The organism is Bradyrhizobium sp. STM 3843, assembly GCF_000239815.1.
GTDB lineage: Bacteria > Pseudomonadota > Alphaproteobacteria > Rhizobiales > Xanthobacteraceae > Bradyrhizobium.
In genome coordinates, this window is the sequence record NZ_CAFK01000046.1 from 23,184 (window position 1) to 42,774 (window position 19,591).

At 59.7% G+C, this 19,591-nt stretch carries 15 protein-coding genes, 1 tRNA gene and 1 pseudogene; 11 read left to right on the forward strand and 6 right to left on the reverse strand.

Translation table 11 applies throughout. The features are described from left to right. Window positions 1–497: 497 nt before the first annotated feature. Together BRAS3843_RS07180 and BRAS3843_RS07190 are read right to left on the reverse strand one after the other, a co-directional pair. On the reverse strand, window positions 498–1,862 hold the full coding sequence (locus BRAS3843_RS07180) for an O-antigen ligase family protein (RefSeq protein WP_008968132.1): 1,365 nt from the start codon (window positions 1,860–1,862) through the stop codon (window positions 498–500). 1,375 nt (window positions 1,863–3,237) lie between these two features. Beyond that, on the reverse strand, window positions 3,238–4,197 hold the full coding sequence (locus tag BRAS3843_RS07190; RefSeq protein WP_008968134.1) for a hypothetical protein: 960 nt from the start codon (window positions 4,195–4,197) through the stop codon (window positions 3,238–3,240). Between the two features lie 397 nt (window positions 4,198–4,594). On the opposite strand from BRAS3843_RS07190, the gene BRAS3843_RS07195 reads away from it, so the two are divergent. The 5 genes from BRAS3843_RS07195 to BRAS3843_RS07215 are packed head-to-tail and all read left to right on the forward strand — an operon-like array spanning window position 4,595 to window position 9,177. Continuing rightward, window positions 4,595–5,416 (forward strand): sugar phosphate nucleotidyltransferase, encoded by an 822-nt coding sequence (locus BRAS3843_RS07195; protein ID WP_008968135.1) that lies wholly within the window; start codon window positions 4,595–4,597, stop codon window positions 5,414–5,416. After that, window positions 5,413–6,066 (forward strand): PIG-L deacetylase family protein, encoded by a 654-nt coding sequence (locus BRAS3843_RS07200; protein ID WP_008968136.1) that lies wholly within the window; start codon window positions 5,413–5,415, stop codon window positions 6,064–6,066. The genes BRAS3843_RS07195 and BRAS3843_RS07200 overlap by 4 nt, the downstream gene beginning before the upstream one ends. 15 nt (window positions 6,067–6,081) lie before the next feature. Next, on the forward strand, window positions 6,082–7,158 hold the full coding sequence (locus BRAS3843_RS07205; RefSeq protein WP_035981016.1) for an NAD(P)-dependent oxidoreductase: 1,077 nt from the start codon (window positions 6,082–6,084) through the stop codon (window positions 7,156–7,158). 14 nt (window positions 7,159–7,172) lie between these two features. Continuing rightward, window positions 7,173–7,754: a dTDP-4-dehydrorhamnose 3,5-epimerase gene (rfbC, locus tag BRAS3843_RS07210; protein WP_008968138.1), complete on the forward strand. Its 582-nt coding sequence runs from the start codon at window positions 7,173–7,175 to the stop codon at window positions 7,752–7,754. A 58-nt stretch (window positions 7,755–7,812) separates the two neighbouring features. Next, complete coding sequence (locus BRAS3843_RS07215; RefSeq protein WP_008968139.1) at window positions 7,813–9,177, forward strand: Gfo/Idh/MocA family oxidoreductase; 1,365 nt, start codon at window positions 7,813–7,815, stop codon at window positions 9,175–9,177. Window positions 9,178–10,115: 938 nt separating this feature from the next. Here BRAS3843_RS07215 and BRAS3843_RS07225 read toward each other — a convergent pair. Further along, window positions 10,116–11,660, reverse strand: a complete 1,545-nt coding sequence (locus BRAS3843_RS07225; protein WP_244425146.1) for a 4-hydroxyphenylacetate 3-hydroxylase N-terminal domain-containing protein — start codon at window positions 11,658–11,660, stop codon at window positions 10,116–10,118. A 97-nt stretch (window positions 11,661–11,757) separates the two neighbouring features. Here BRAS3843_RS07225 and BRAS3843_RS07230 point away from each other — a divergent pair, with 97 nt between their 5' ends. The 3 genes from BRAS3843_RS07230 (at window position 11,758) to BRAS3843_RS07240 (ending at window position 13,610) form a co-directional block, all read left to right on the forward strand. Further along, window positions 11,758–12,381, forward strand: a complete 624-nt coding sequence (locus BRAS3843_RS07230; protein WP_008968143.1) for a TetR/AcrR family transcriptional regulator — start codon at window positions 11,758–11,760, stop codon at window positions 12,379–12,381. A 5-nt stretch (window positions 12,382–12,386) separates the two neighbouring features. Further along, on the forward strand, window positions 12,387–12,920 hold the full coding sequence (locus BRAS3843_RS07235) for an isochorismatase family protein (RefSeq protein WP_008968144.1): 534 nt from the start codon (window positions 12,387–12,389) through the stop codon (window positions 12,918–12,920). 171 nt (window positions 12,921–13,091) lie between these two features. Then, window positions 13,092–13,610, forward strand: coding sequence for a GNAT family N-acetyltransferase (locus BRAS3843_RS07240; protein ID WP_008968145.1), 519 nt, complete (start codon window positions 13,092–13,094; stop codon window positions 13,608–13,610). A gap of 172 nt (window positions 13,611–13,782) precedes the next feature. On the opposite strand, the gene BRAS3843_RS41370 is transcribed toward BRAS3843_RS07240, so the two are convergent. Continuing rightward, window positions 13,783–14,004 (reverse strand): hypothetical protein, encoded by a 222-nt coding sequence (locus BRAS3843_RS41370; protein ID WP_175361090.1) that lies wholly within the window; start codon window positions 14,002–14,004, stop codon window positions 13,783–13,785. Between the two features lie 781 nt (window positions 14,005–14,785). Between BRAS3843_RS41370 and BRAS3843_RS07245 the strand changes: the two genes are divergently transcribed. Next, the gene (locus tag BRAS3843_RS07245; RefSeq protein WP_244425148.1) at window positions 14,786–16,969 is read left to right on the forward strand and encodes an ATP-binding protein; all 2,184 of its coding nucleotides are present in this window, start codon (window positions 14,786–14,788) and stop codon (window positions 16,967–16,969) included. Window positions 16,970–17,054: 85 nt separating this feature from the next. Further along, window positions 17,055–17,196, forward strand: a pseudogene (locus BRAS3843_RS40580) (IS30 family transposase); the annotation flags it as partial. Between the two features lie 407 nt (window positions 17,197–17,603). Here the strand turns inward: BRAS3843_RS40580 and BRAS3843_RS07250 are convergent. Then, window positions 17,604–17,678, reverse strand: a tRNA-Val gene (locus BRAS3843_RS07250). A gap of 118 nt (window positions 17,679–17,796) precedes the next feature. Next, window positions 17,797–18,156 (reverse strand): response regulator, encoded by a 360-nt coding sequence (locus tag BRAS3843_RS07255; RefSeq protein ID WP_006610087.1) that lies wholly within the window; start codon window positions 18,154–18,156, stop codon window positions 17,797–17,799. Window positions 18,157–18,518: 362 nt separating this feature from the next. On the opposite strand from BRAS3843_RS07255, the gene BRAS3843_RS07260 reads away from it, so the two are divergent. Then, window positions 18,519–19,403 (forward strand): N-formylglutamate amidohydrolase, encoded by an 885-nt coding sequence (locus tag BRAS3843_RS07260; protein WP_008968147.1) that lies wholly within the window; start codon window positions 18,519–18,521, stop codon window positions 19,401–19,403. Window positions 19,404–19,591: the final 188 nt, after the last annotated feature.

Here is a 19,591-nt window from a genome sequence, read left to right on the forward strand (position 1 = left end):
GGACCGCTGCTTAGAACTACCCTGGTGGGGAGTAGCGCGGACGTATTCCGTTCGTTGAGAGGTGCCGTCACCGACATCACCGATAAGCACGGCGCCATCAGGGGTGCCGCCAACTCTGAGCCGCCAAGTCTGATACGGCCCGGTGCATCGGAACGCCTCCTGGATGCTAAGGATGAGGCAGTTCGGCTCTGACTGCACTACGGCCTTTGGTGATCTAGCGGCGAAAATTTGGGGTACCACCAACGCATGGTGCAATTGACTACCGGCCGCCCAATAGCGCCCATCCCAATCGAAGTTTGTGAGCAGTCTCCGCCGCAGTTCGGCTGCGATCTTGCCCAGCAGACAGGACGCATGATGCCGCGGCGGCGGCTTGCAGCCGTAGCCGGCGAACCGAGGATCGGTTGAGCAGAAAGCGCCGGCCAGCTAACGGCATACGCATGACAGGAGACCGAAGGCCCGCCTAGAGCGGACGCCGTGGTCTAACGTTCATCGCACATCTATCGGCGAAAATCCGTGAAGGGCTGAGCGCGATAGACCATCACAGAGCCGACGCCGAAGCCAAACAGGCACCAGAACCAGATGCCTTGCATCGGACCTTCGAGCACGACGTCGAACGACGCATTGATGAGGATCGCTAGCGTGTAGCAGGCGATGAATATGAACAGTTCGACCCACCGCTCGTGTCCGCGGGTGCGGGCCGATAGTATTGCCCGCGTCATCAGCGCGAACCAGGATACGAGAACGAGCGCCCACAGCATCAGGCCGGGAATCCCGGCCCGGGCCAACAGAGTCATGTGTGCGCTGTGCGGACTGCGCGTTGGCGGACGAGGATTGCGTGGATCGCCGGCATAGAAGCCGTCGGCGTCGGCGAGATTGATCCCGAAGCCTCGGCCGGTCCAGAAATTGGGGCCGTAGATAGTATCGTTGATGATGACGTCCCACCAATTCAGTCGCCATTGTTTGGTGCCTTCCGCTTGCTCGCCGGATTGTCCGATGATGCTCTTGGCATTTTCGACAATCTGGTGCGCGCTGACCGGGCGATCCATCGAATCCTTGGCTTCCTCGAAATCGCCAAAGGTCGATTCGAGCGCGAGAAGAGCGGCGAATATGCCTATCGTCATCACCACGGTCACGAGCATCTGGCGGTATCGCCCGAGTGCGAGCATCGCGATGGCAATCGGCACGATGACCGCAAGCGTTGCGCCGCGATTTGTGGCGCAGACCAAGGCCAGCGTGGCGAACCACAGAACAGCCCAGAGGAATGAGACTCTGCGATATCCGATCAAAACGAAAACCATAGTGCCCGCCAAGTGCGTCCCGACAGCGCTCGGACCTATATCCACGATCGGCACCGGACCGTACAGCATCGGAATTTCGTCCCCCCAGTATTTGGCGAGCAGTAACCCCACGAACATGGCAGGCAGGCTCGTGAGCATGGTTCCATAATAGCGCAGCGCGACGTTGATCCGGCGCGCATCCTCGAGCAACAGACCAATGGTGATGAAGGCAAAACCGCCGTAAATGACGATGGCGCTGTCACGCAGGGCATCGAACCCATACTGGCCAACGAACGGGAGCGTGCGCACAAGGACCAAGGTCATGAGCGCGACCAGCAGGGTGGCCGGCAACGTCGACACCGCGCCGATAAAAGCGCCGCTCCTGAGAAAGACGATGATTCCGCTGAGAAACGCGATCTCGCCGACGTAGAGCGGCGGGAAGCCGAGATAGGCGAAGCCTTTCCCCATCACCGCGTAGCCAAGCAACACGATCGCAAGGAACGCGAGGTATCGATCGCCGCCGATGAGGGAGCTTCGGGATTCTGTCTTGAATGTGTCCGTCAATGTTTCTTGCGTGTCGCGCATTGCTGCAATCGTTCATTGTTCTACGGGAGCACCGAGAGACTTGTCGATCGGAGCTGGACTGACCGCCACGGCTGAGTGCGACGGCGCACGTGATCTTTCGTCGGCGATCAGCCAGACGATTGCGATCACGGCTCCGGTCGCACGCACCAGATTGGCGATCAAGAGAGCGAGGCATGCCCCGAACACGCCGAGCTGGCCGATGAACACAAGGGCTAGCACCGCAGCGGCACCGACGGCCAGGACATTGACCAAGGAGGCGAGCTTGCCGGCTTCAACGCCGAGCAGCGTCTTGCTGATCATTTCCGCGACGTAGTCGAGCACACCGGCAACGGCGAGGAGTTGCAAGGCTGAGGCTACGGCAAGATACGGCGATGACGGACCATAGGCCATCCGCAGAAGCAGCTCCGGCATAAGAACGGCCACGGCAGAAATGAGCAGCATCGGCCCCAAGCCGAAGAGGACGTAGCCAAGGGCTGCGCGCGAGGCGCCGATCGCGCCTCCAATCCGGTACGCGTGGGCGGCAACTTGCGGTATGGCATTGCCTATCCCCATGATGATTGGGTTCATCATGTTGGCGATGTTCAGGCCGGCTTGAAGCGATGCGGTGGCCGCGGTGCCTGCAACGGCGGCCAGCACCCAGGGAAAGAGCTGAAAGCGGGCAAGCACCAGCCAGTAATTGATGAGAGACCACTTGCCGACCGAAAGATAGTCGCGCGCCAACCGCCGGGCTTCAGCAACATCCGGCCAAGCAATTCGCAGCTTCGACGCATGCACGATGGCGCCGGCACCGAAGGTCAACGACATAATGTAGAGCGTCACTGGAAGGGTGATGGCATCGAGCCAAGCCAGCAGCCCGATCAACACGGACTGACCAACAAAGGCGATACCGTCTCCTGCTACCGCGGCGCGATAGAGGAAATCGGCGAGCAGGCATCGCCGCGATGTCTCTTGCGCCTGCCAGCACAAATAGCAGAGGCAAGCGGGCAACACGATATTGTCGACTTTTAGCAGCGTGGTTCCNAGCGCCATGACTACGACCAGCACGGCCGCCAGAGTGGCGGCGAGCAAGANACGTGTTTCCCCAGCAGGCTGGCCGCGCTCCCCGTCGCTGGCAACACAGAGGCGTACCGACAGCGGATAGGAGATGAGCGAGTAATCAATGTTTCGCAGGATGAAGATGGCGCCGAGGAACAGTGCGAATTCCCCGTATTCCTCTTGGCTGAGCGTGCGCGCGAGCAGCACGTTGAGCAGAAAATTGCCGAGGCTCACCACGCCCTGGTCCACGAGCGTCCATGATGCTCTCTCGATGAGAAGTTTGGTGGCGCCCATCGAATGCTGTCGATAGTCTCTCTCGCGCGGGATCAGTACGGCCGCGCTATTGTGGTTGCGTCTGGTAGACGACCGTCGTGCGTCTAGCTTCCCTGCGGTCGAGTCGAATGGCCAAAGCAATGCCAGCCAGCAAGGCCGAGAAAAACGACAGTCCAAGGATCGCAAACCCGTTGGGACTTGTCGGTGTTTGATTTGGCACAGCCAGCCTGACGCTTTGGTCGCCGGCGATTTCGCTCTGATCACCCTCTTGCGGCTTCAACATCGTCTCTAGTGCGGCCCGCGCGGCATCAAGTTCCGCCGCGGCATGCAAAGCCTTCGGATGCTTGTCGCCATAGACCGCCAGTTGCTGCTGCAGCTCAGCGTCGGCACCGGCCACCCGATCCAGCCCGCGCTGGATCGCCTTGTCGCGGAGGTACTGGATCAGGAAGGCGTTGACCACCCGTGCAGCTTCGTCAGGGGACGCGGCCGTGAACGAAATCGAGATGAGGTATGATCGCGTATCATTCATCACGGCGACCTTGTTGCGCAGCAGCGCAACCCTGCGGTCAAATGGCGAATGGTTACGGGTTTCCGGCAGCAGCGTGGCCCGAACCCAATCCAGATTCTGCGTCGTCCATGAGCGTGACTTCGTCGCCTCAGGTCCGAGACGCTTTGCGACGGCGCGCAGAAATGCGTCGGAACGGATCAGACGTGCCTCGCCGGTGACAATGGCCGCGGCGTCGACGCTTGCCAAAGCCACCACTTTTTCCTGGTCACGTTTTCCTTGCTCGCGCGAGAACAGATTTGGATAGATGAGGCCTTCCGCCGAGTACTTTCGCGGCAATATCGGTATGATGACGCACGCGAGCGCGAGCACGAACGCGACCATCGATATGATCAGCCCCTTGTGCCGTGCAATCGACGCCAGTGCTTGGGCGGCCAAATCGTCATAGTGGGCTCGATGGTCCGAGCGCTCGAACTGGAAATCGGGCCGCTTATCCTGATCGAACTTGAGAGGTGTGTTCATCGTCGATCCAATATCTGATTGGAGACGGCCGCGGGCAGCGCTTTTTGACGAGGCCTGCGCGGCAAATGGGCTACTTCAGGATAAATCGCCACGGCCCCGTCATTTCCCTCGGCAGGATTTGAAGCCCTCCAAGGGGTACTCCATACGTGTCGTTGACTCTGTGCGCTCTCACCAACAGGCTTCACCCCTATCCTGCGTCTTTATCCTGCGTCGGCTCGGTTGAAGCTCAGTTGAAGAATGGGACGACATTAACGGGGGTCCGAGTTTCAGAAGCCAGCAAGTTTGCGTGTTCCGGCGAGACAAGGACGACCGCGTGCTGCAAATTCACGCTGGGACATGACGTTCAATTGGAGGCCGATCCGAAAACCGATAGACAAACAAAACAAAGGCCGTGGAGATGAAGACAGTTCTATTCTGTGGCGGTCTCGGCACGCGTATTCGGGACGTGTCCGAAAGCATTCCCAAGCCAATGATTCCGATCGGGGATAAACCGATCCTTTGGCATCTGATGCACTACTACGGCCAATTCGGTCATAACGACTTCATCCTGTGCCTTGGCTACAAGGCAAACGTCATCAAGGAATATTTCCTGAACTACAAGCCGCAGACCTACGCCGACTGCGTCGTCACGGGTTTCGGGAATCAGGTCGAGATCCTTGGCGACCGGCAGCAGGACTGGCGCATCGCCATGATCGATACGGGCATGTGGCGCAATATAGGCGAACGGCTGTGGGCCGTCCGGGAGCATCTCGCGGGCGAGGATATGTTCCTTGCCAACTACAGCGACGGTCTCTCCGACCTCGATCTCACCGAGATGACCAAGGAGTTTCGCGCAAGCGGAAAGGTGGCCTGCTTCATTGCGGTGCGCCCGTCGTTCAGTCTGCACCTGGTCGACGTGCAGCCAAGCGGGAAGGTCGAGCGCATCCGAGCCAGCCAGGATGCCAATCTCTGGATCAATGGGGGGTTCTTCATTTTCCGCAAGGAAATATTCAACTACATGCGTGACGGCGAAGAACTCGTCGAGGCTCCATTTCGACGCCTGATTGACGCCGACCAGCTCATGGCGTTCCGGCACGAAGGCTTTTGGCGACCGATGGATACGCTGAAGGACAAGCAGGTCCTTGAGGACCTCGTCGAGAAAGGCAAGATGCCTTGGCTCCGCTATTGGGACTTGGCTTCGCGCACTGCCGCAGCTGATGCAAAAAGGAAGATAGGATGAAACTCGTCGAGCTTGCGGGTTCGGGCGAGCGCCTGTCCGTCCTTTGTATCGGAGCTCATTCGGACGACATCGAGATCGGCGCGGGTGCAACGGTCCTCGGCTGGATCGAGCGCGGCGTGCGGTTGGACGTGCATTGGGCGGTGCTCAGCGCCAGCCGTCTACGTGCCAGCGAGGCGCTTGCATCGGCCAAGGCATTTCTGGCCGGTGCCGCCCAATCGGTCATCGAGGTGGCCGAGTTCAAGGACGGGTTTTTCCCGTACCAGGGAGCCGAGATCAAGACTTGGTTCGAGGGGCTGAAACGACGCGTGTCGCCCGATGTGATCCTGTGCCATTCGCGCAATGACGCACATCAGGATCATCGCGAAGTGTCGATGCTGACGTGGAACACGTTTCGCGACCATGTGATCCTGGAATACGAGATCCCGAAATGGGACGGGGACCTGGGCCAGCCGAACATCTTCATTCCGGCCAGCGGGGCGCTCATCGAGCGCAAGGCGAAGTTGCTCTGCGAGCATTTCGGAACGCAAGGCTCCAAGGACTGGTTCGACGCACAAACATTTCTTGGCTTGGCGCGCCTGCGGGGCGCGGAATGCCGGGCGCCGGACGGATTCGCGGAAGCATTCTACATGCGCAAGCTCGTGCTGCAGTGAACAGGATGGTGGCTCATGCGTGTAATGGTCACAGGACATTTGGGTTATATCGGGACCGCTATGGTCCCGAAGCTACTGGCGTCCGGCCACGACGTGATCGGACTCGACAGCGATCTTTATGAGAATTGTACATTCGAGGCGGGGGGCAGCATCTCGAAGGTGCCGACTATCCGCAAAGATATCCGCGATGTCGTGCGCAATGATCTCGAAGGGCTCGACGCCATTATCCATCTGGCCGCTTTGTCGAACGACCCACTGGGAACTTTTCGTCGCAAGCTGACATACGAGATAAATCACCGTGCCAGCGTTCGTCTCGCCGTACTCGCCAAGGAGGCGGGTGTCGGGCGGTTCTTGATGACGTCGTCGTGCAGCAATTATGGGCAGGCCGGCGAGGCCATGCTCGATGAAACCGGGGCGCTGAACCCGGTCACCGCATATGGCGAATCCAAGGTTCTGTCGGAGCGCGATATCGCTCCGCTCGCCGATGACGAGTTCTGCCCTGTCTACCTGCGTCCGGCAACCGCCTACGGCGTCTCGCCACGCATCCGGTTCGACATCGTGCTCAACAATTTGGTGGCATGGGCGGTCACCAAGGGTCTGATCTATTTGAAGTCGGATGGAACGCCCTGGCGGCCGATCGTCCATATCGAAGACATTTCGCGCGCTTTCGTGGCAGCGCTGGAGGCGCCGGCGAACCTGGTCATCAATCAAGCGTTCAATGTCGGCCAGACCGCACACAATTACCGCATTCGCGATATTGCTGCGATCGTCGCCGACACCGTTCCCGGCTGCAAGCTTCAATTCGCTCCGGACGCAAGCCCGGACACGCGCTCTTACCGTGTCAACTTTGACAAGATCGCGCGGGTCCTGCCCGGCTTCAAGCCGCAATGGGATGCACGACGGGGCGCCGCGCAGCTCTACGACACTTTCCGACAATCGAGGCTGACGCTCGAGGAGTTCGAGGGGTCACGTTACCAGCGCATAGGTCAGATCCGGAAATTGGTTGCCGATGGCGTTATCGCCGACGATCTGCGGCGTCGGCCGGCGGCCGAACGTGAAGCCGATCACGAGCTTGCTGTTGTCAATGGTTAAGCCGAGGGCGAATAATGATCTTTACCGAGACCAAGCTCAAAGGCGCCTTCATCATCGATCTCGACCGCAAGGTGGACGAACGGGGGTTCTTCTCGCGCGCCTTCTGCCAGAACGAATTCCGCGATCATGGGCTAAGGCCTGTGATCGCGCAGGCCAACATCGCTTCGAATACGAAGAAGGGCACACTACGCGGCATGCATTTCCAGTATCCGCCGGCTGCCGAGAGCAAACTGGTGCGATGCACGCGCGGAGCCATTTTCGACATTATCGTTGACTTGCGGCCCGAGAGCCCGACCTATCTCGAGCACATCTTCGCCGAGCTCAACGAGGGCAACATGACAGCGCTATACGTGCCGGAGCGTTTTGCGCACGGCTATCAAGTGCTGCGCGACGATACGGACACGAGCTACCAAGTCGGCGAGTTCTATACTCCCAGCGCCGAGGGCGGGCTCCTGCACGACGACCCGCGGTTAGGTCTCACATGGCCCCTGCCGGTTTCGGTGATCTCCTCGAAAGATCGGGCGTTTCGCCCGTTGCATGACGTCGAAGACGACCTGAAGCGCAGGATGTCTCTCGATATCGCTGCAGCTGCATGACGATTTGCCGATGAAGGCTTTCGATTGCGGGTGAGGTGTGTGGCGGCGGAGAACGGATATGTGGATCGTCGATACGGCGCTGAAGGCGCGCGCAGATCAGAATCGGCCGATCCGCGTCGGCATCGTCGGCGCCGGCTTCATGAGCCAGGGCCTTACCAATCAGATTATCAACAGCGTGCCAGGTATGCGTATCGTCGGCTTATCGAACCGGCGTCCCGAGAGAGCCGTCGAGGTGCTCAAATATGCCGGCTGCGAGGACATTGTCGTGGCCGACGCGCAGCTGAAGTTCGACAATGCCGCGACGCGCGCGCGGCCCGTGGCAACCTCAGATCCGATGCTGCTCGCGCGCTCGCCGTATGTCGACGTGCTCGTCGACGTCACGGGTTCCGTCGAGTACGGTGCCCATGTCGTGCTTGAGGCCTTCAGGCATGGGAAGGACGTCGTGCTGATGAATGCCGAGCTCGATGGCACCATCGGCCCCATCCTTCAGACCTATGCCGACCAGCATGGGGTGATCCTGACCGGCTGTGAGGGCGATGAGCCCGGCGTGCAGATGAACCTTTACCGCTGGGTCAAAGGTCTCGGACTTACGCCGCGCCTGATGGGGAATGTGAAGGGCCTGCAGGACCCCTATCGCACTCCCACCACGCAACAGGCGTTTGCCGAGCGCTGGGGGCAGAACGCCGCAATGGTGACCAGCTTTGCCGACGGCACCAAGATCAGCTTCGAGCAGAGCGTCGTTGCCAATGCGACGGGCTTCAAGGTGCGCGCGCGCGGCATGTCGCGCGGCCTGAAGTACGAAGGGGATGTTCTCAAGATCGGCGAATTGTATGATGTCGAGGAATTGCGCAGCCTTGGCGGCGCTATCGACTACGTGGTGGGCACGCCGCTGACGAAGGTGTATTGCCTGGCCGAGCATCCCGACCCCAGGCAGCAGCATTATCTAAACCTCTATAAAATGGGACCGGGGCCACTCTATTCGTTCTTCATTCCCTATCACCTCGTGCATTTTGAAGCGCCGAACGCGATTGCGCGCGCGGTGCTGTTTCGTGATCCCACAACCAGGCCGCTCGGGGGTCCGGTGGTCGAAGTCTGCGCCGTCGCCAAGCAGGATCTCAGGGCTGGCGAAATGCTCGACGATTACGGCATGTACATGACGTACGGGGAAGCCGTAAACGCTGACGAGATGAGCGCTGGTCGTTATTTGCCGGAGGGTCTGGTGCGGGGATGTCGGTTGAAGCGGAGCATTACCAAGGACACCGTGATTACATATGACGATGTCGTGCTTCCGGCGGGACGCTTGGCGGATCGGCTGCGGGCGGAACAGTACTGCAAGTTCCGAGGTGAGACCTGGCTCAGGGATCTCTCGATGACCCAGCAGGCTGTGGAACAGCCGCGACAAGATGCAATTTTGGTCAACTAACGACGTCGTTGTCGTCGACATTCCTTACGATGATTGTTTCTATTCGGCCGTGGATACGGTCAGCGGTCTTATGCCCGCGCACATTCCTTGAAGGTCCTCGCCTTCTCGGCCTTGCTGGCCTCGCGGGTCGCCCGCGCTTCCTGGTCGAGGTCGACCCAGTGCGCACACCGAGGCTTCGGATCGTTCGCTGTCGACCGCCTGATCATCAAACTACGCTCCAGGATGAGATAAACATCCCGAGCGCGGTCCACCGGCCGCTCACGTCGCGGTGGCCGAGACGAGCTCAATGATGCCAGCAAACGCCGCGCCGACAGGATCGATGATGCGGATAGAACCAGTGGGGGCCGAAGCAGGACCTATACCAAATGATAACCGGTCTCTCCCAGCCGATAGCAACCGGACTCGGCACTGGCGGGCAGAACTGCCGCGCTCAATAATATAATCACAGCAAGCAAGTTCAAATTTCGCATATATTCCTATCCTCACCACACCTCAACTTATTAGGCTACAAACGCTGTTCACTGTCGCTTTGCTTCACGCCAAGGTCTTCGAGAATCAGCGCGCAGGCCTGCACCTCGCGCAACAGCTCGGCGCAGGAAATCGTACGCTTCGTGCCAGTGACGACGCTATTGTAGATGATGGGAGCTTACTAGCCGCGTCCATCGGCAACGTGACGGTCGACCGCGTCGTGGCATGTGTTGCATACCATCGACAAACCAACGACCGTAAGGCTTGATGTCCGGCCGGTAGATTTCGGTCGGTGGCGAGAACCAATCAACATCGGACGCCGCCACCTTCCAGAAGCCAAGCGGATCCGTCTTCCAGCGATCATAGACTTCACGATAGGGACTGCTCATGACGCACCTCAGGAGCTGCGGGCGACGATGTGGTCGCCCGCAGTGTACTGTATTTAGGTGAACGACGGCCGAAGCGGGGCGCTACTCAGCAGCTCCTTCGAGCGCTGGCAGCGTAGCCTTTTGCGGAGGCTCAGGCACCTGGCAGCCGGTCACGCAGCAGCGGCCAGGCTGCTTCGAGACACGACGCCCGTCTTCGAGGATACTGCGGTCGAGAAGACCCTCGACCAATTCGATCTTTTCCACGACCGGGTAGTTGCGCCAGATCTCGCGCTTCATCGCTTCAGGCGAGCCGCCGCCATGTAGCGAAATGACCGAATACCAACCGGCTTCGTGCGAGACGGTCAGGTCCTCGATGAAGCGGGCCACCTCTGCCCGCTTGTCAGCGGGGATGTCAGGCCGGCCGCCCATGACAGCAGCAAGCGATGCCTTGGTCTCAGGATTGTGGTCCTCCTCCGGACCCGGCAGCGCCACGATCAGGCCACCCGACACGTAGTGCGCCACACGGTGCATGTCGTAGATCTTGGTAGCGAGCAGCAATTTGCCGATATTGGAGAACACCGCGTCAGGCATCACCGATCCGGCGGGGTCCTTCGTGCAGTAGACGGACGAGGCCACGCCGCAAGCATAGAAGCTCTCCGTGATGGTGATGAGTTCGACCATGGCCTCGCGAATGTGCGCGTGCCGCTCTATGTCGAGCCCGTTGGCCTCGATCATCAGGGCGCCGGCGCCGATCAGAAGATCGCCGAATCCCGCGCGGGCACCAATGCAAGAGTGCCGGTGGTGGGTGGCGTAAGACGTGGTGAGAAAGCCACCTTCCTCCGTCTCGCCGGACAGGAAGACGCGGTCGTGCGGCACGAATACGTCGTCGAACATCACGACGCCGACCGACTGACCGTACCTGGCCGAGAACTTCGCGGACGCCTCGCCGGGACGCCCGGCCGGCCGGGAGATAATGGTAACGCCCGGAGCATCACAAGGTACCGCGCAGCACACCGCGAAATCCTTGTCCTCCGGGTTGTGGGTCCGGCAGGGCATGACCAGGAATTCGTGCATGTAGGGCGCGCCGGTGACGATGGCCTTGGTGCCACGGATGACAATGCCATCCGGACGGCGTTCCTTGATGTGGACGTAGACGTCCGGATTGACTTGCGCACTGGGACGCTTCGAACGGTCGCCCTTGGCGTCGGTCATTGCCACGCCGAGCGTCAGATCCCTCTCCTGGATGTCATGCAGATAGGCAAGGAAGCGCTGGCCGTAGTCGGTGCCGTGACGATCGTCCGTCAGCTTCGTAGACTGGAAGATGCCATTGAGAGCATCGTGCGTCAGGTAACGCTGCGCGCAGCCGACTGTCTTACAAACCAAGCGGACGGCCTCGAGTTTGAACAGCAGATCCTGAGAGGTCTCGTTGATATGGAGCATCCGATTGATGATCTTGCCGGAGGTACTCTGCCGCGCCGTCATAATCGGCACATGCTCCTGCTTGAGGGCGAAATCGTAGGTCACGCCGACGCCAGCAACACCCGGCGCGAGCAGAGGTTCATCCGCAACGCTTTCGACGGCATTGCCGTTCACGAAGACCCGCGGCTTGTATGCACGAAGGGATTCGCGGTAGTCGGCACCAGACATCAGCATGGCTGATACTCCCTCTTGTTTGAATAATTGAACACCGTTAAAATTTTTAACACTGTTAGAATTGGTGTCAAGCAGGATTCGAGGGGGATCTATGATCGAAAAACGACAGAGCCGCCGCGAGGCGGTCAGCGGACACAAGCGGGAACTCATTCTGGACGCCGCAAAACAGATTTTCGCGGAGGAAGGATTGGAGGGCGCAAGCCTCCGGGCCATCGCGGTGCGGGCAGGATACACGCCAGCCGCATTGTACTTTCATTTCGAATCCAAGGAGGCGATCTACGCCGAAGTATTGAAGCGATCTCTTGCCTCTCTCGGAGGCGCCGTCGACCAGGCTGTCGATCGAGCAAAGTCGCCTGCCCAACGGCTGAAGGCAGCTGCCATGTCGTTCTTCCGCTTTTACGCGGAGAACCCCCGCGACCTGGACCTCGGCTTCTACCTCTTCCGCGGCGGAATGAAACCGGCTGGACTTGGTCACGAGCGCGACGAGACGCTCAATGCCGCGCTCGAATCCGCGCTGCGGCCGATCGCCGAAGCCGCCGTAGACCTCGGGGCCTCCAGGCAGAAGGCCAATCTACTGATGGTCGACTGCTTCGCCCATGCCACCGGCCTGCTACTCCTGCTGCACACCGGCCGCATCCGAATGTTCAGTGCATCTGCGCCCGATCTCATGGAACGCTACGTCAAAGATCAGATTGCCCATCTCGCGGAGGAGTGACGCGCATGCTGACGATCGACCCGAAACGCTCGCTGCTGCTCATCGTCGATTTTCAGTCGCGGCTCATGCCGGCAATCCACGACAGCGAGACCGCGGTCCGCAACGCCAACCGCCTGATCGAGGCGGCTAAGCTGATTAGCATCCCGCGCCTGTTCACCGAGCAGAATGCCAAGGGACTGGGGCCAACAGTTGCCGAAATCCCCGTCGAGCAGGATGCTCTGGTGCACAAGCAATTCTTCGACGCCTGCCGAGAAGAGGGATTCTTGGACCGCGTTCCCTCCGACGCACACGTCGTTGTCGCGGGCTGCGAATCCCATGTGTGTGTTCAGCAAACCGTGCTTGGTCTGGTGCAATCCTCGCGGAAAACGTTCATATCTCGAGATGCGTTGGGGTCTCGCCACCCGGAGGACAAGGAAGTTGCTATCCGCCGTATGGAGCGGCATGGCGCGGAGATCGTCACTACTGAGATGGTCGTGTTCGAGTGGCTGCAGACCGCGGATCACCCGCATTTTCGGCAAGCCGTCAACTTGATCAAGTAGACGCTGCGGCGGCGTCCCCCATGGCTGCTTTTGGTCAAGAACACCCTTCAACTCCTCCGGCCGTTTGCCTCCAATTGAGATAGAGGAGCGGACGTCGTCCGGATCCGCTGCAACGTTCGAAGCGGGCGAATAGAGGTACGAGGAAGAAGATGTTCGACGGTGAGCCTGCCCATGAGCGCTGACGCGACAATCCGACGCCTGAGGGCAGACGATGCGGCGGCTTTCAAAGCCATCCGCTTGGAGGCGCTGAAAGCAAATCCGGAATTGATCGGGAGCACGTTCGAGTTGGAGGACAGCCTGGACGTGACATTGTTCGCGGGCCGGCTCGAGGACACACACGTCCTGGGCGCGTTTCAGCACGGCGCGCTTGTCGGGACTGTGGGCTTCGCTATCCAGCAAGGACCGAAGAATGTCCACAAGGGCCGGTTGTTCGGCATGTACGTTCGACCAGGCGCGAGACAGCTCGGGATCGCGCGGCTGTTGGTGAATGCGCTGTTGGACGTCGCGCGCGGGCAAGTCGAACTGATTCAGCTGACCGTCGTCAGCGACAACCAAGCGGCCCGGAGGCTCTATGAGAGCGTCGGTTTCCTGGAATTTGGCAGGGAGCCAAAAGCCTCAAAATACGGCGATCGATACTTTGATGAATCACATATGGCGCTCGACTTCGGTCGTGCCGAAGACTTCGGCTGAGGGTCACAACCGGGCGCCAAGAACTCGTCTGCGCCGCCAGCGCAGATATCAGCCCGTGCGACCCGACGGGAAAATCGCTTCCGCGCAAATCGCCGGCGTCGTTGCGCCATGCGCCGGCTCGTCGCGCGCAAGCCGGGATGATTGGTGCCCCCAACCGCATGCGCCGAAAAACTCATTTCGTGCGCCGATTCAAACACATCGCCCTGTCCAGCCCTTCCAGCAGAAAGATTTCTGTTTCTTTTTTTCCGAAATCGTGATTGTATAGCGCCGTCCCGTCTCGATAAGAGGGGCGCTTCGCGGTCGTCACGAACGTTGAGGCGGGATGCGGTGGGCGTGTCGATGTTGCAGCGTGGGTTGCCTCACGCCGACGAACAGCAGCGATGCGCACGGTCAAGTCGCGCGGTCCTGGCCTCCCGACGCTAAGGTCTCGCGCAACGCGCGTCAGCGCGTGGCGCACACGGTGGCCAACAAGCCCGGCGCACCGGGGAGAACGCGAAGCAGCCGTGAAAACCATCGCGCGGGGAATGCCAGGTGTCTCCGGCTGAGCCCGTGGTGACTGCCGCCTGCTTTTTTGTTGCAGGCGGGCCATGGGTGCGGCCAGCGCCCGGCATTCCCCGTGCCCTCTGTGTTTCGAGGGCGGTCCTTCAGCACAGCTCGGACGCGCCAGTCGCGCCGCGAGACAGCGAGCCCGTGTCCGCCAATCATGCCGCTAGTCATGCCAGCAGCCTCAGGCCAATCCGCGGCCGAACATCGACGCACCGCAGCGCAGGTGTCGTCCCGGCGCCCTGTTCGCGGTCGCGACGTGATGACAGCGCACCGACGCCGCCTGTCTGGAGGCCGCCGCAACGCAAGCGCTGTCTCGCCGACCAGAGACTGCAATCTCGAAGTCAGCATTCTCGAAGTCTATGGGGTGGGTCGAGGCTGGGTCATCGGCAGAAGCTGCCGATGGTGGGCACGACAGGGATCGAACCTGTGACCCCTACCATGTCAATGCGTTGGCGGCCTCTACTTTGCTGAGCCAGCCCCGAAATAATCCAACATCTTCAATCGATTAGATCATCTTAGCAGCGTGCAACTCGCACCGCAAGTAGCCGGGAAAGCCATTCTATCGGGACCAGTTTGGGACCAAACACGGCGCACGACGAGCATATATTCCAGTGGACAACCCAATGTCGATGTCGCGAGATGACCCGCTGCGCGTAACGATTATCGCACTACTCCATGCTGTCTGCATTCCACGGAGTTTAGTGGTGAAGCTGAGAAAAGTAGCCGTTCACAACTTTCGCGGAGTTAGGTCTGCGGTACTTGGTAATCTCACAGAGATGGTTGTCCTCGCTGGCCAGAACGGGTCGGGAAAGTCGTGCATTCTAGATGCGATTCGGCTCTTGAAATCGGTTTATGGAGGCTATCAGCCGAATGAGTTTCATCAGTGGTTTGGTGAGTTTCAAATCAACTTCACGCACGACCCCCTAGCCTTCGCTCGTATGTTTAACGATCCAGCAAAACCGCTGGCATTGGAGATGGAAGTAGCGCTTCATCAAGAGGAACGGGATTATCTCAAGACCCGAGCTAAAGAACTGGTCACCAAGCAAGTTTGGAGAACGCTCGTTCCGGAGCTATACGGCTGGCAAAGCCTCGACGCGGCCCCCTTTACGGCTCAATACAGAAGCCGTCAGCCTGAGGTAGAGCAAACGGTTGCGAAAGACTTGGAATTGTTTACCAACGAGATTGACAGGCCGACAGTCTCGGCAACTCTCACTATCAAACCCCGAGAAGTTCCGCAGTTCACGCCGTCGAAAACTCTCGAGCTGATGTTCACCGATTTCGATCCTGACCACGTCGGTGTCATCGACTACCACGGTGCGCACCGCATGTATGGTCGAGAGCAAATCAACGCCATCAACGTGAACCTAGAAGCAATCGAACAGCAGCGAAAGCAGAGCGCACTCTACAACTACAATGCGAAATACATGAACGTAAAAAGCGAAATGGCAGCGCTCTACGTTCGCGAGGCACTCGCTGAAAAAGCTGGAGCAAAGCTCGCTTCACAAAGCTCGCTCACTGAAACGCTCAAAGAGCTGTTCGCTACCTTCTTCCCGGAGAAGGAGTTTTTGGGACCACAACCACTTTTAGACGGCAGCCTGCATTTCCCGGTCAAAGTCGCCGGACGAGAAACGCACGATTTGGATGACCTTAGTTCGGGCGAGAAGGAAATCCTATACGGCTACCTTCGCTTGCGGAGGTCTGCGCCGAAACACTCTGTAATCTTGCTTGACGAACCTGAACTACATTTAAACCCGCGCCTTACACGCAATCTGTCTGACTTCTATCACCGACACCTAGCGAAAGAACTGGATAATCAGGTTTGGCTGATCACACATTCAGATGCCATCCTGAGGGAGAGCGTTGGGCGCTTAGGCGTCTCCGTATTCCACATGACGCCGAGTGCGCACACTCCGGCGGGACGGGATCAGGCGCATAAAGTCGAAGCCGACCAAGACCTCGAACGTGCAGTCATCGACATGGTTGGTGATTTGGCTGCCTATAATCCAGGAGCGAAAGTAATCATCTTTGAAGGCGAAGATAGCGACTTTGACTTGAGGATGGCATCTGAGCTGTTCCCGGACCAGCTTGCGAAAGTGAATGCGATTTCAGGAACCAACAAGGCCCGAGTGCGAGGTCTTCACGCGCTGCTGCAATCACTAGTCAGTGCAGATCGACTTCCTCCCATGCGAGTATTTTCGATTACAGATAAAGATACCGGCAAAGACGCCGCGGCGACGACCACCCAGTTCGAGTGGGACGTCTACCACATCGAAAACTACCTGCTCGTGCCTGAGTTCATCAAAAGCGCTTTGCATGATCTTCTTGGCGGGCGCGATGTTCCTCCCGACGGCGAGATCGAAAAAGAACTTGTCGAATGCGCACGGGAAACGCTTCCATCTTTAGTTGCCCATGACACCAGCGATGCAGCGAACCGCGAAATCATCGGAGCGATCAGCACTAAAATCGACCCCAAGTCAGAAAATCCCGGCCACGCACTCTCGCAGGCGATACAGGCCTCCCGAGATAGGATCCAAAGGCTGGTTGAGAATGCCCTTTCCCCTGCCGCCCTGGAAGCCCTGACCAAGATGCATCAAGATCGATTTCAGCAGGATTTAGAGGATGGAGGCTGGAAGAAAACATTTCGGGGGCGCGATGTTCTGCGGCTGTTCGTTGGCCGACGTGGGGGCGGCGTGAAATACGAGACGTTCCGTAACATTGTTATCGCTCGAATGAGAGACAAGGGCTATCAGCCCCCTGGCATGAAATACGTACTCGACTTGATCTCCGCACCGCAGCCGCTCGCAAGAGAGTAAGGCCGGCCCGGTCCCAGCGACGAACAAGGATGTTTTTTTGAGAAAATGAGCCATAGGCCTGTCCGAAGCGGGTCAGCTTCCCCTCGCGATCACGCGCACTATCATCACCCTGCCCGAAGAATTGCGTCGTTCGTTGACTTGGGATCAAGGAAGCGAAAATGGCTCAGCACAGTCGCCTCAAGATCGATGCGGGATTCCAGGTCTGCTTCTGCGATCCACGAAGCCCCCGACTGCCGCCTGCTTTTTTCGTTGCAGGGCGGGCCATGGGTGCGGCGAGCGCCCGGCATTCCCCGTGCCCTCTGTGTTTCGAGGGCGGTCCTTCAGCACAGTTCGGACGCGCCAGGCGCGCCGCGAGATAGCGAGCCTGTGTCCGCCAATCATGTCCGCTAAATATGCCCGCCGATCATGCCAGCGACGTCAGGCCATCCGCGGCCGAACATCGACGCGCCGCAGCGCAGGTGTCATCCCGGCGCCCTCTTCGCGGTCGCGACGCGAGGACAGCGCCGAGGCCGCCTGTCTGGAGGCCTGCGCAACGCAAGCGGCCGTCTCGTCGACCGGCGCCTGCGATCTCGAAGTCAGCAATCTCGAAGTCTATGGGATGGGTCGAGGCTGGGTCATCGGCAGAAGCTGCCGATGGTGGGCACGACAGGGATCGAACCTGTGACCCCTACCATGTCAAGGTAGTGCTCTCCCGCTGAGCTACGTGCCCTAGAACCAGAAACGTCAAATCGGGTGGGGGTCCCTATATCGGCTCCCACGCAGGCAGGCAAGGACGCAGAGTGTCGAAAATGGAAATAAGCGCCGTTTTGGGCGGCCCCAGTTCCGGGCTAGGCCGCCAGCATCTTGTTCACTTCGCTCACCAGCTCGCGGAGGTGCACCGGCTTGGAGAGCACCTTGGCGTTCTTCGGCGCCTCCGAATCGGAGTTCAGCGCCACCGCGGCAAAGCCGGTGATGAACATGATCTTGATGTCGGGATCGAGCTCGGAGGCGCGGCGGGCGAGCTCGATGCCGTCCATCTCCGGCATCACGATGTCGGTGAGCAGCATCTCGAACGGCTCCTCGCGCAGCCGCTGATAGGCCGACATGCCGTTGTCATGCGGCGAGACCTGGAAACCGGCATTTTCCAAGGCCTTAACCAAGAAGCGGCGCATGTCGTTATCGTCTTCGGCGAGGAGAATCTTGTGCATGGCGAAGGATCGTGGGGTCCCGGTGGAAAACGGAGCGGCTTGGCTCACTAAGCCTGAGCTGCGGTAAATTTCGGGTGAAAGATTGCCAACGTTGATCCGACATCGGCAAGGCAATTTCAGGGCCGTCCGCATCGTGGAGTCCACGGCCTACACGTTTTGCCGCAATCTCGGAGTTGTTCCAAGCTGCCGTTGAACTTTTTCCTTGCTTTTGGCTTGGCAGAACGGCTGGGATTACCGACAATGTCTGCGCATAAGAGCGAGTCCGCGTTGTCCAGGCCTGGCTGTCGGCCGCGCAGGTCCGGCGGCGGTGACATGATCAAGGACTGCTCCAAGGGACGGCTCCAAGAGACGGCGCTTAAGGGATGACGGAGTTGACTGGCGAACTGCCGCCGTTTGAGATCGTGGAGCCGCCGATGTGGCGGGCCCCGATCATCTTCAATTCGCCGCACTCCGGCTCGGCCTATCCGGACGAATTCCTGAGGACCTCGCGGATCGACCTGCCGACATTGCGCCGCTCCGAAGATTCGTTCATGGACGAATTGATCGCGGATCTGGTCGCCCGCGGCTTTCCGGTGGTGCGGGTGCATTTCCCGCGCTGCTACGTCGATGTGAACCGCGAGCCCTATGAGCTCGACCCGCGGATGTTCGCTGGACGGCTGCCGAGCTTTGCCAACACCCGCTCGATGCGGGTGGCCGGAGGCCTCGGGACCATCCCACGCGTGGTCGGCGACGGTCAGGAGATCTATCGCGACCGACTCAGCGTCGATGACGCCCTGCAGCGGATCGAGACCCTTTACAAGCCCTATCATCGGGCGCTGCGACGGCTGATCAACCGCGTGCACCAGCATTTCGGCACGGCCATCGTCGTCGATTGCCATTCGATGCCGTCGGTGGGCGTTTCGCGCGATGAGCCGCGCCGGCCGGACATGGTGATCGGCGACCGCTACGGCACCAGTTGTGCGCCGCTGCTGCCCGACCTGATCGAGGATGTGATGGGCCGGCTCGGCTACTCCGTCGGCCGCAACAAGCCCTATGCCGGCGGGTTCATCACCGAGCATTACGGCAATCCGGCCAGCGGCCTGCACGCGGTGCAGATCGAGCTCAACCGCGCCATCTATATGGATGAGCGGCGGCGCGAACGCGGACCCCGCTTCGCGCAGGTCGCCTCGGACCTCGCAGTCCTCGCCGACGTCCTGGCGACCGTGCCGCTCGACGATCTCGGACCTTTTCCGGCTGCCGCGGAATAATAAGCCGCCCGCGTGCTGGTTTGACCTGCAGGCGGGGCCCCCGCCTCGCCAAACCATCTGCCGCAAAAAAAAGGGCCGCTTGTGATGACAAGCGGCCCAAGTCTAGGGAGGAAACGCCCAAGGAGGGCAGCGGTAACGCGAAGCGCTACCGCACCGCAACAATATGCGGCCGCGCTGCACAAAGCGCA

What these genes read in the sequence shown, in the direction of transcription:
- BRAS3843_RS07255 (WP_006610087.1), bottom strand. Translation starts at nt 18,156, where the DNA reads ATGCACAAGATTCTCCTCGCCGAAGACGATAACGACATGCGCCGCTTC.
- BRAS3843_RS07245 (WP_244425148.1), top strand. Translation starts at nt 14,786, where the DNA reads ATGTCGCGAGATGACCCGCTGCGCGTAACGATTATCGCACTACTCCAT.
- BRAS3843_RS07235 (WP_008968144.1), top strand. Translation starts at nt 12,387, where the DNA reads ATGCTGACGATCGACCCGAAACGCTCGCTGCTGCTCATCGTCGATTTT.
- BRAS3843_RS07180 (WP_008968132.1), bottom strand. Translation starts at nt 1,862, where the DNA reads ATGCGCGACACGCAAGAAACATTGACGGACACATTCAAGACAGAATCC.
- rfbC (WP_008968138.1), top strand. Translation starts at nt 7,173, where the DNA reads ATGATCTTTACCGAGACCAAGCTCAAAGGCGCCTTCATCATCGATCTC.
- BRAS3843_RS07200 (WP_008968136.1), top strand. Translation starts at nt 5,413, where the DNA reads ATGAAACTCGTCGAGCTTGCGGGTTCGGGCGAGCGCCTGTCCGTCCTT.
- BRAS3843_RS07260 (WP_008968147.1), top strand. Translation starts at nt 18,519, where the DNA reads ATGACGGAGTTGACTGGCGAACTGCCGCCGTTTGAGATCGTGGAGCCG.
- BRAS3843_RS07215 (WP_008968139.1), top strand. Translation starts at nt 7,813, where the DNA reads ATGTGGATCGTCGATACGGCGCTGAAGGCGCGCGCAGATCAGAATCGG.
- BRAS3843_RS07205 (WP_035981016.1), top strand. Translation starts at nt 6,082, where the DNA reads ATGCGTGTAATGGTCACAGGACATTTGGGTTATATCGGGACCGCTATG.
- BRAS3843_RS07190 (WP_008968134.1), bottom strand. Translation starts at nt 4,197, where the DNA reads ATGAACACACCTCTCAAGTTCGATCAGGATAAGCGGCCCGATTTCCAG.
- BRAS3843_RS07195 (WP_008968135.1), top strand. Translation starts at nt 4,595, where the DNA reads ATGAAGACAGTTCTATTCTGTGGCGGTCTCGGCACGCGTATTCGGGAC.
- BRAS3843_RS07240 (WP_008968145.1), top strand. Translation starts at nt 13,092, where the DNA reads ATGAGCGCTGACGCGACAATCCGACGCCTGAGGGCAGACGATGCGGCG.
- BRAS3843_RS07230 (WP_008968143.1), top strand. Translation starts at nt 11,758, where the DNA reads ATGATCGAAAAACGACAGAGCCGCCGCGAGGCGGTCAGCGGACACAAG.
- BRAS3843_RS07225 (WP_244425146.1), bottom strand. Translation starts at nt 11,660, where the DNA reads ATGTCTGGTGCCGACTACCGCGAATCCCTTCGTGCATACAAGCCGCGG.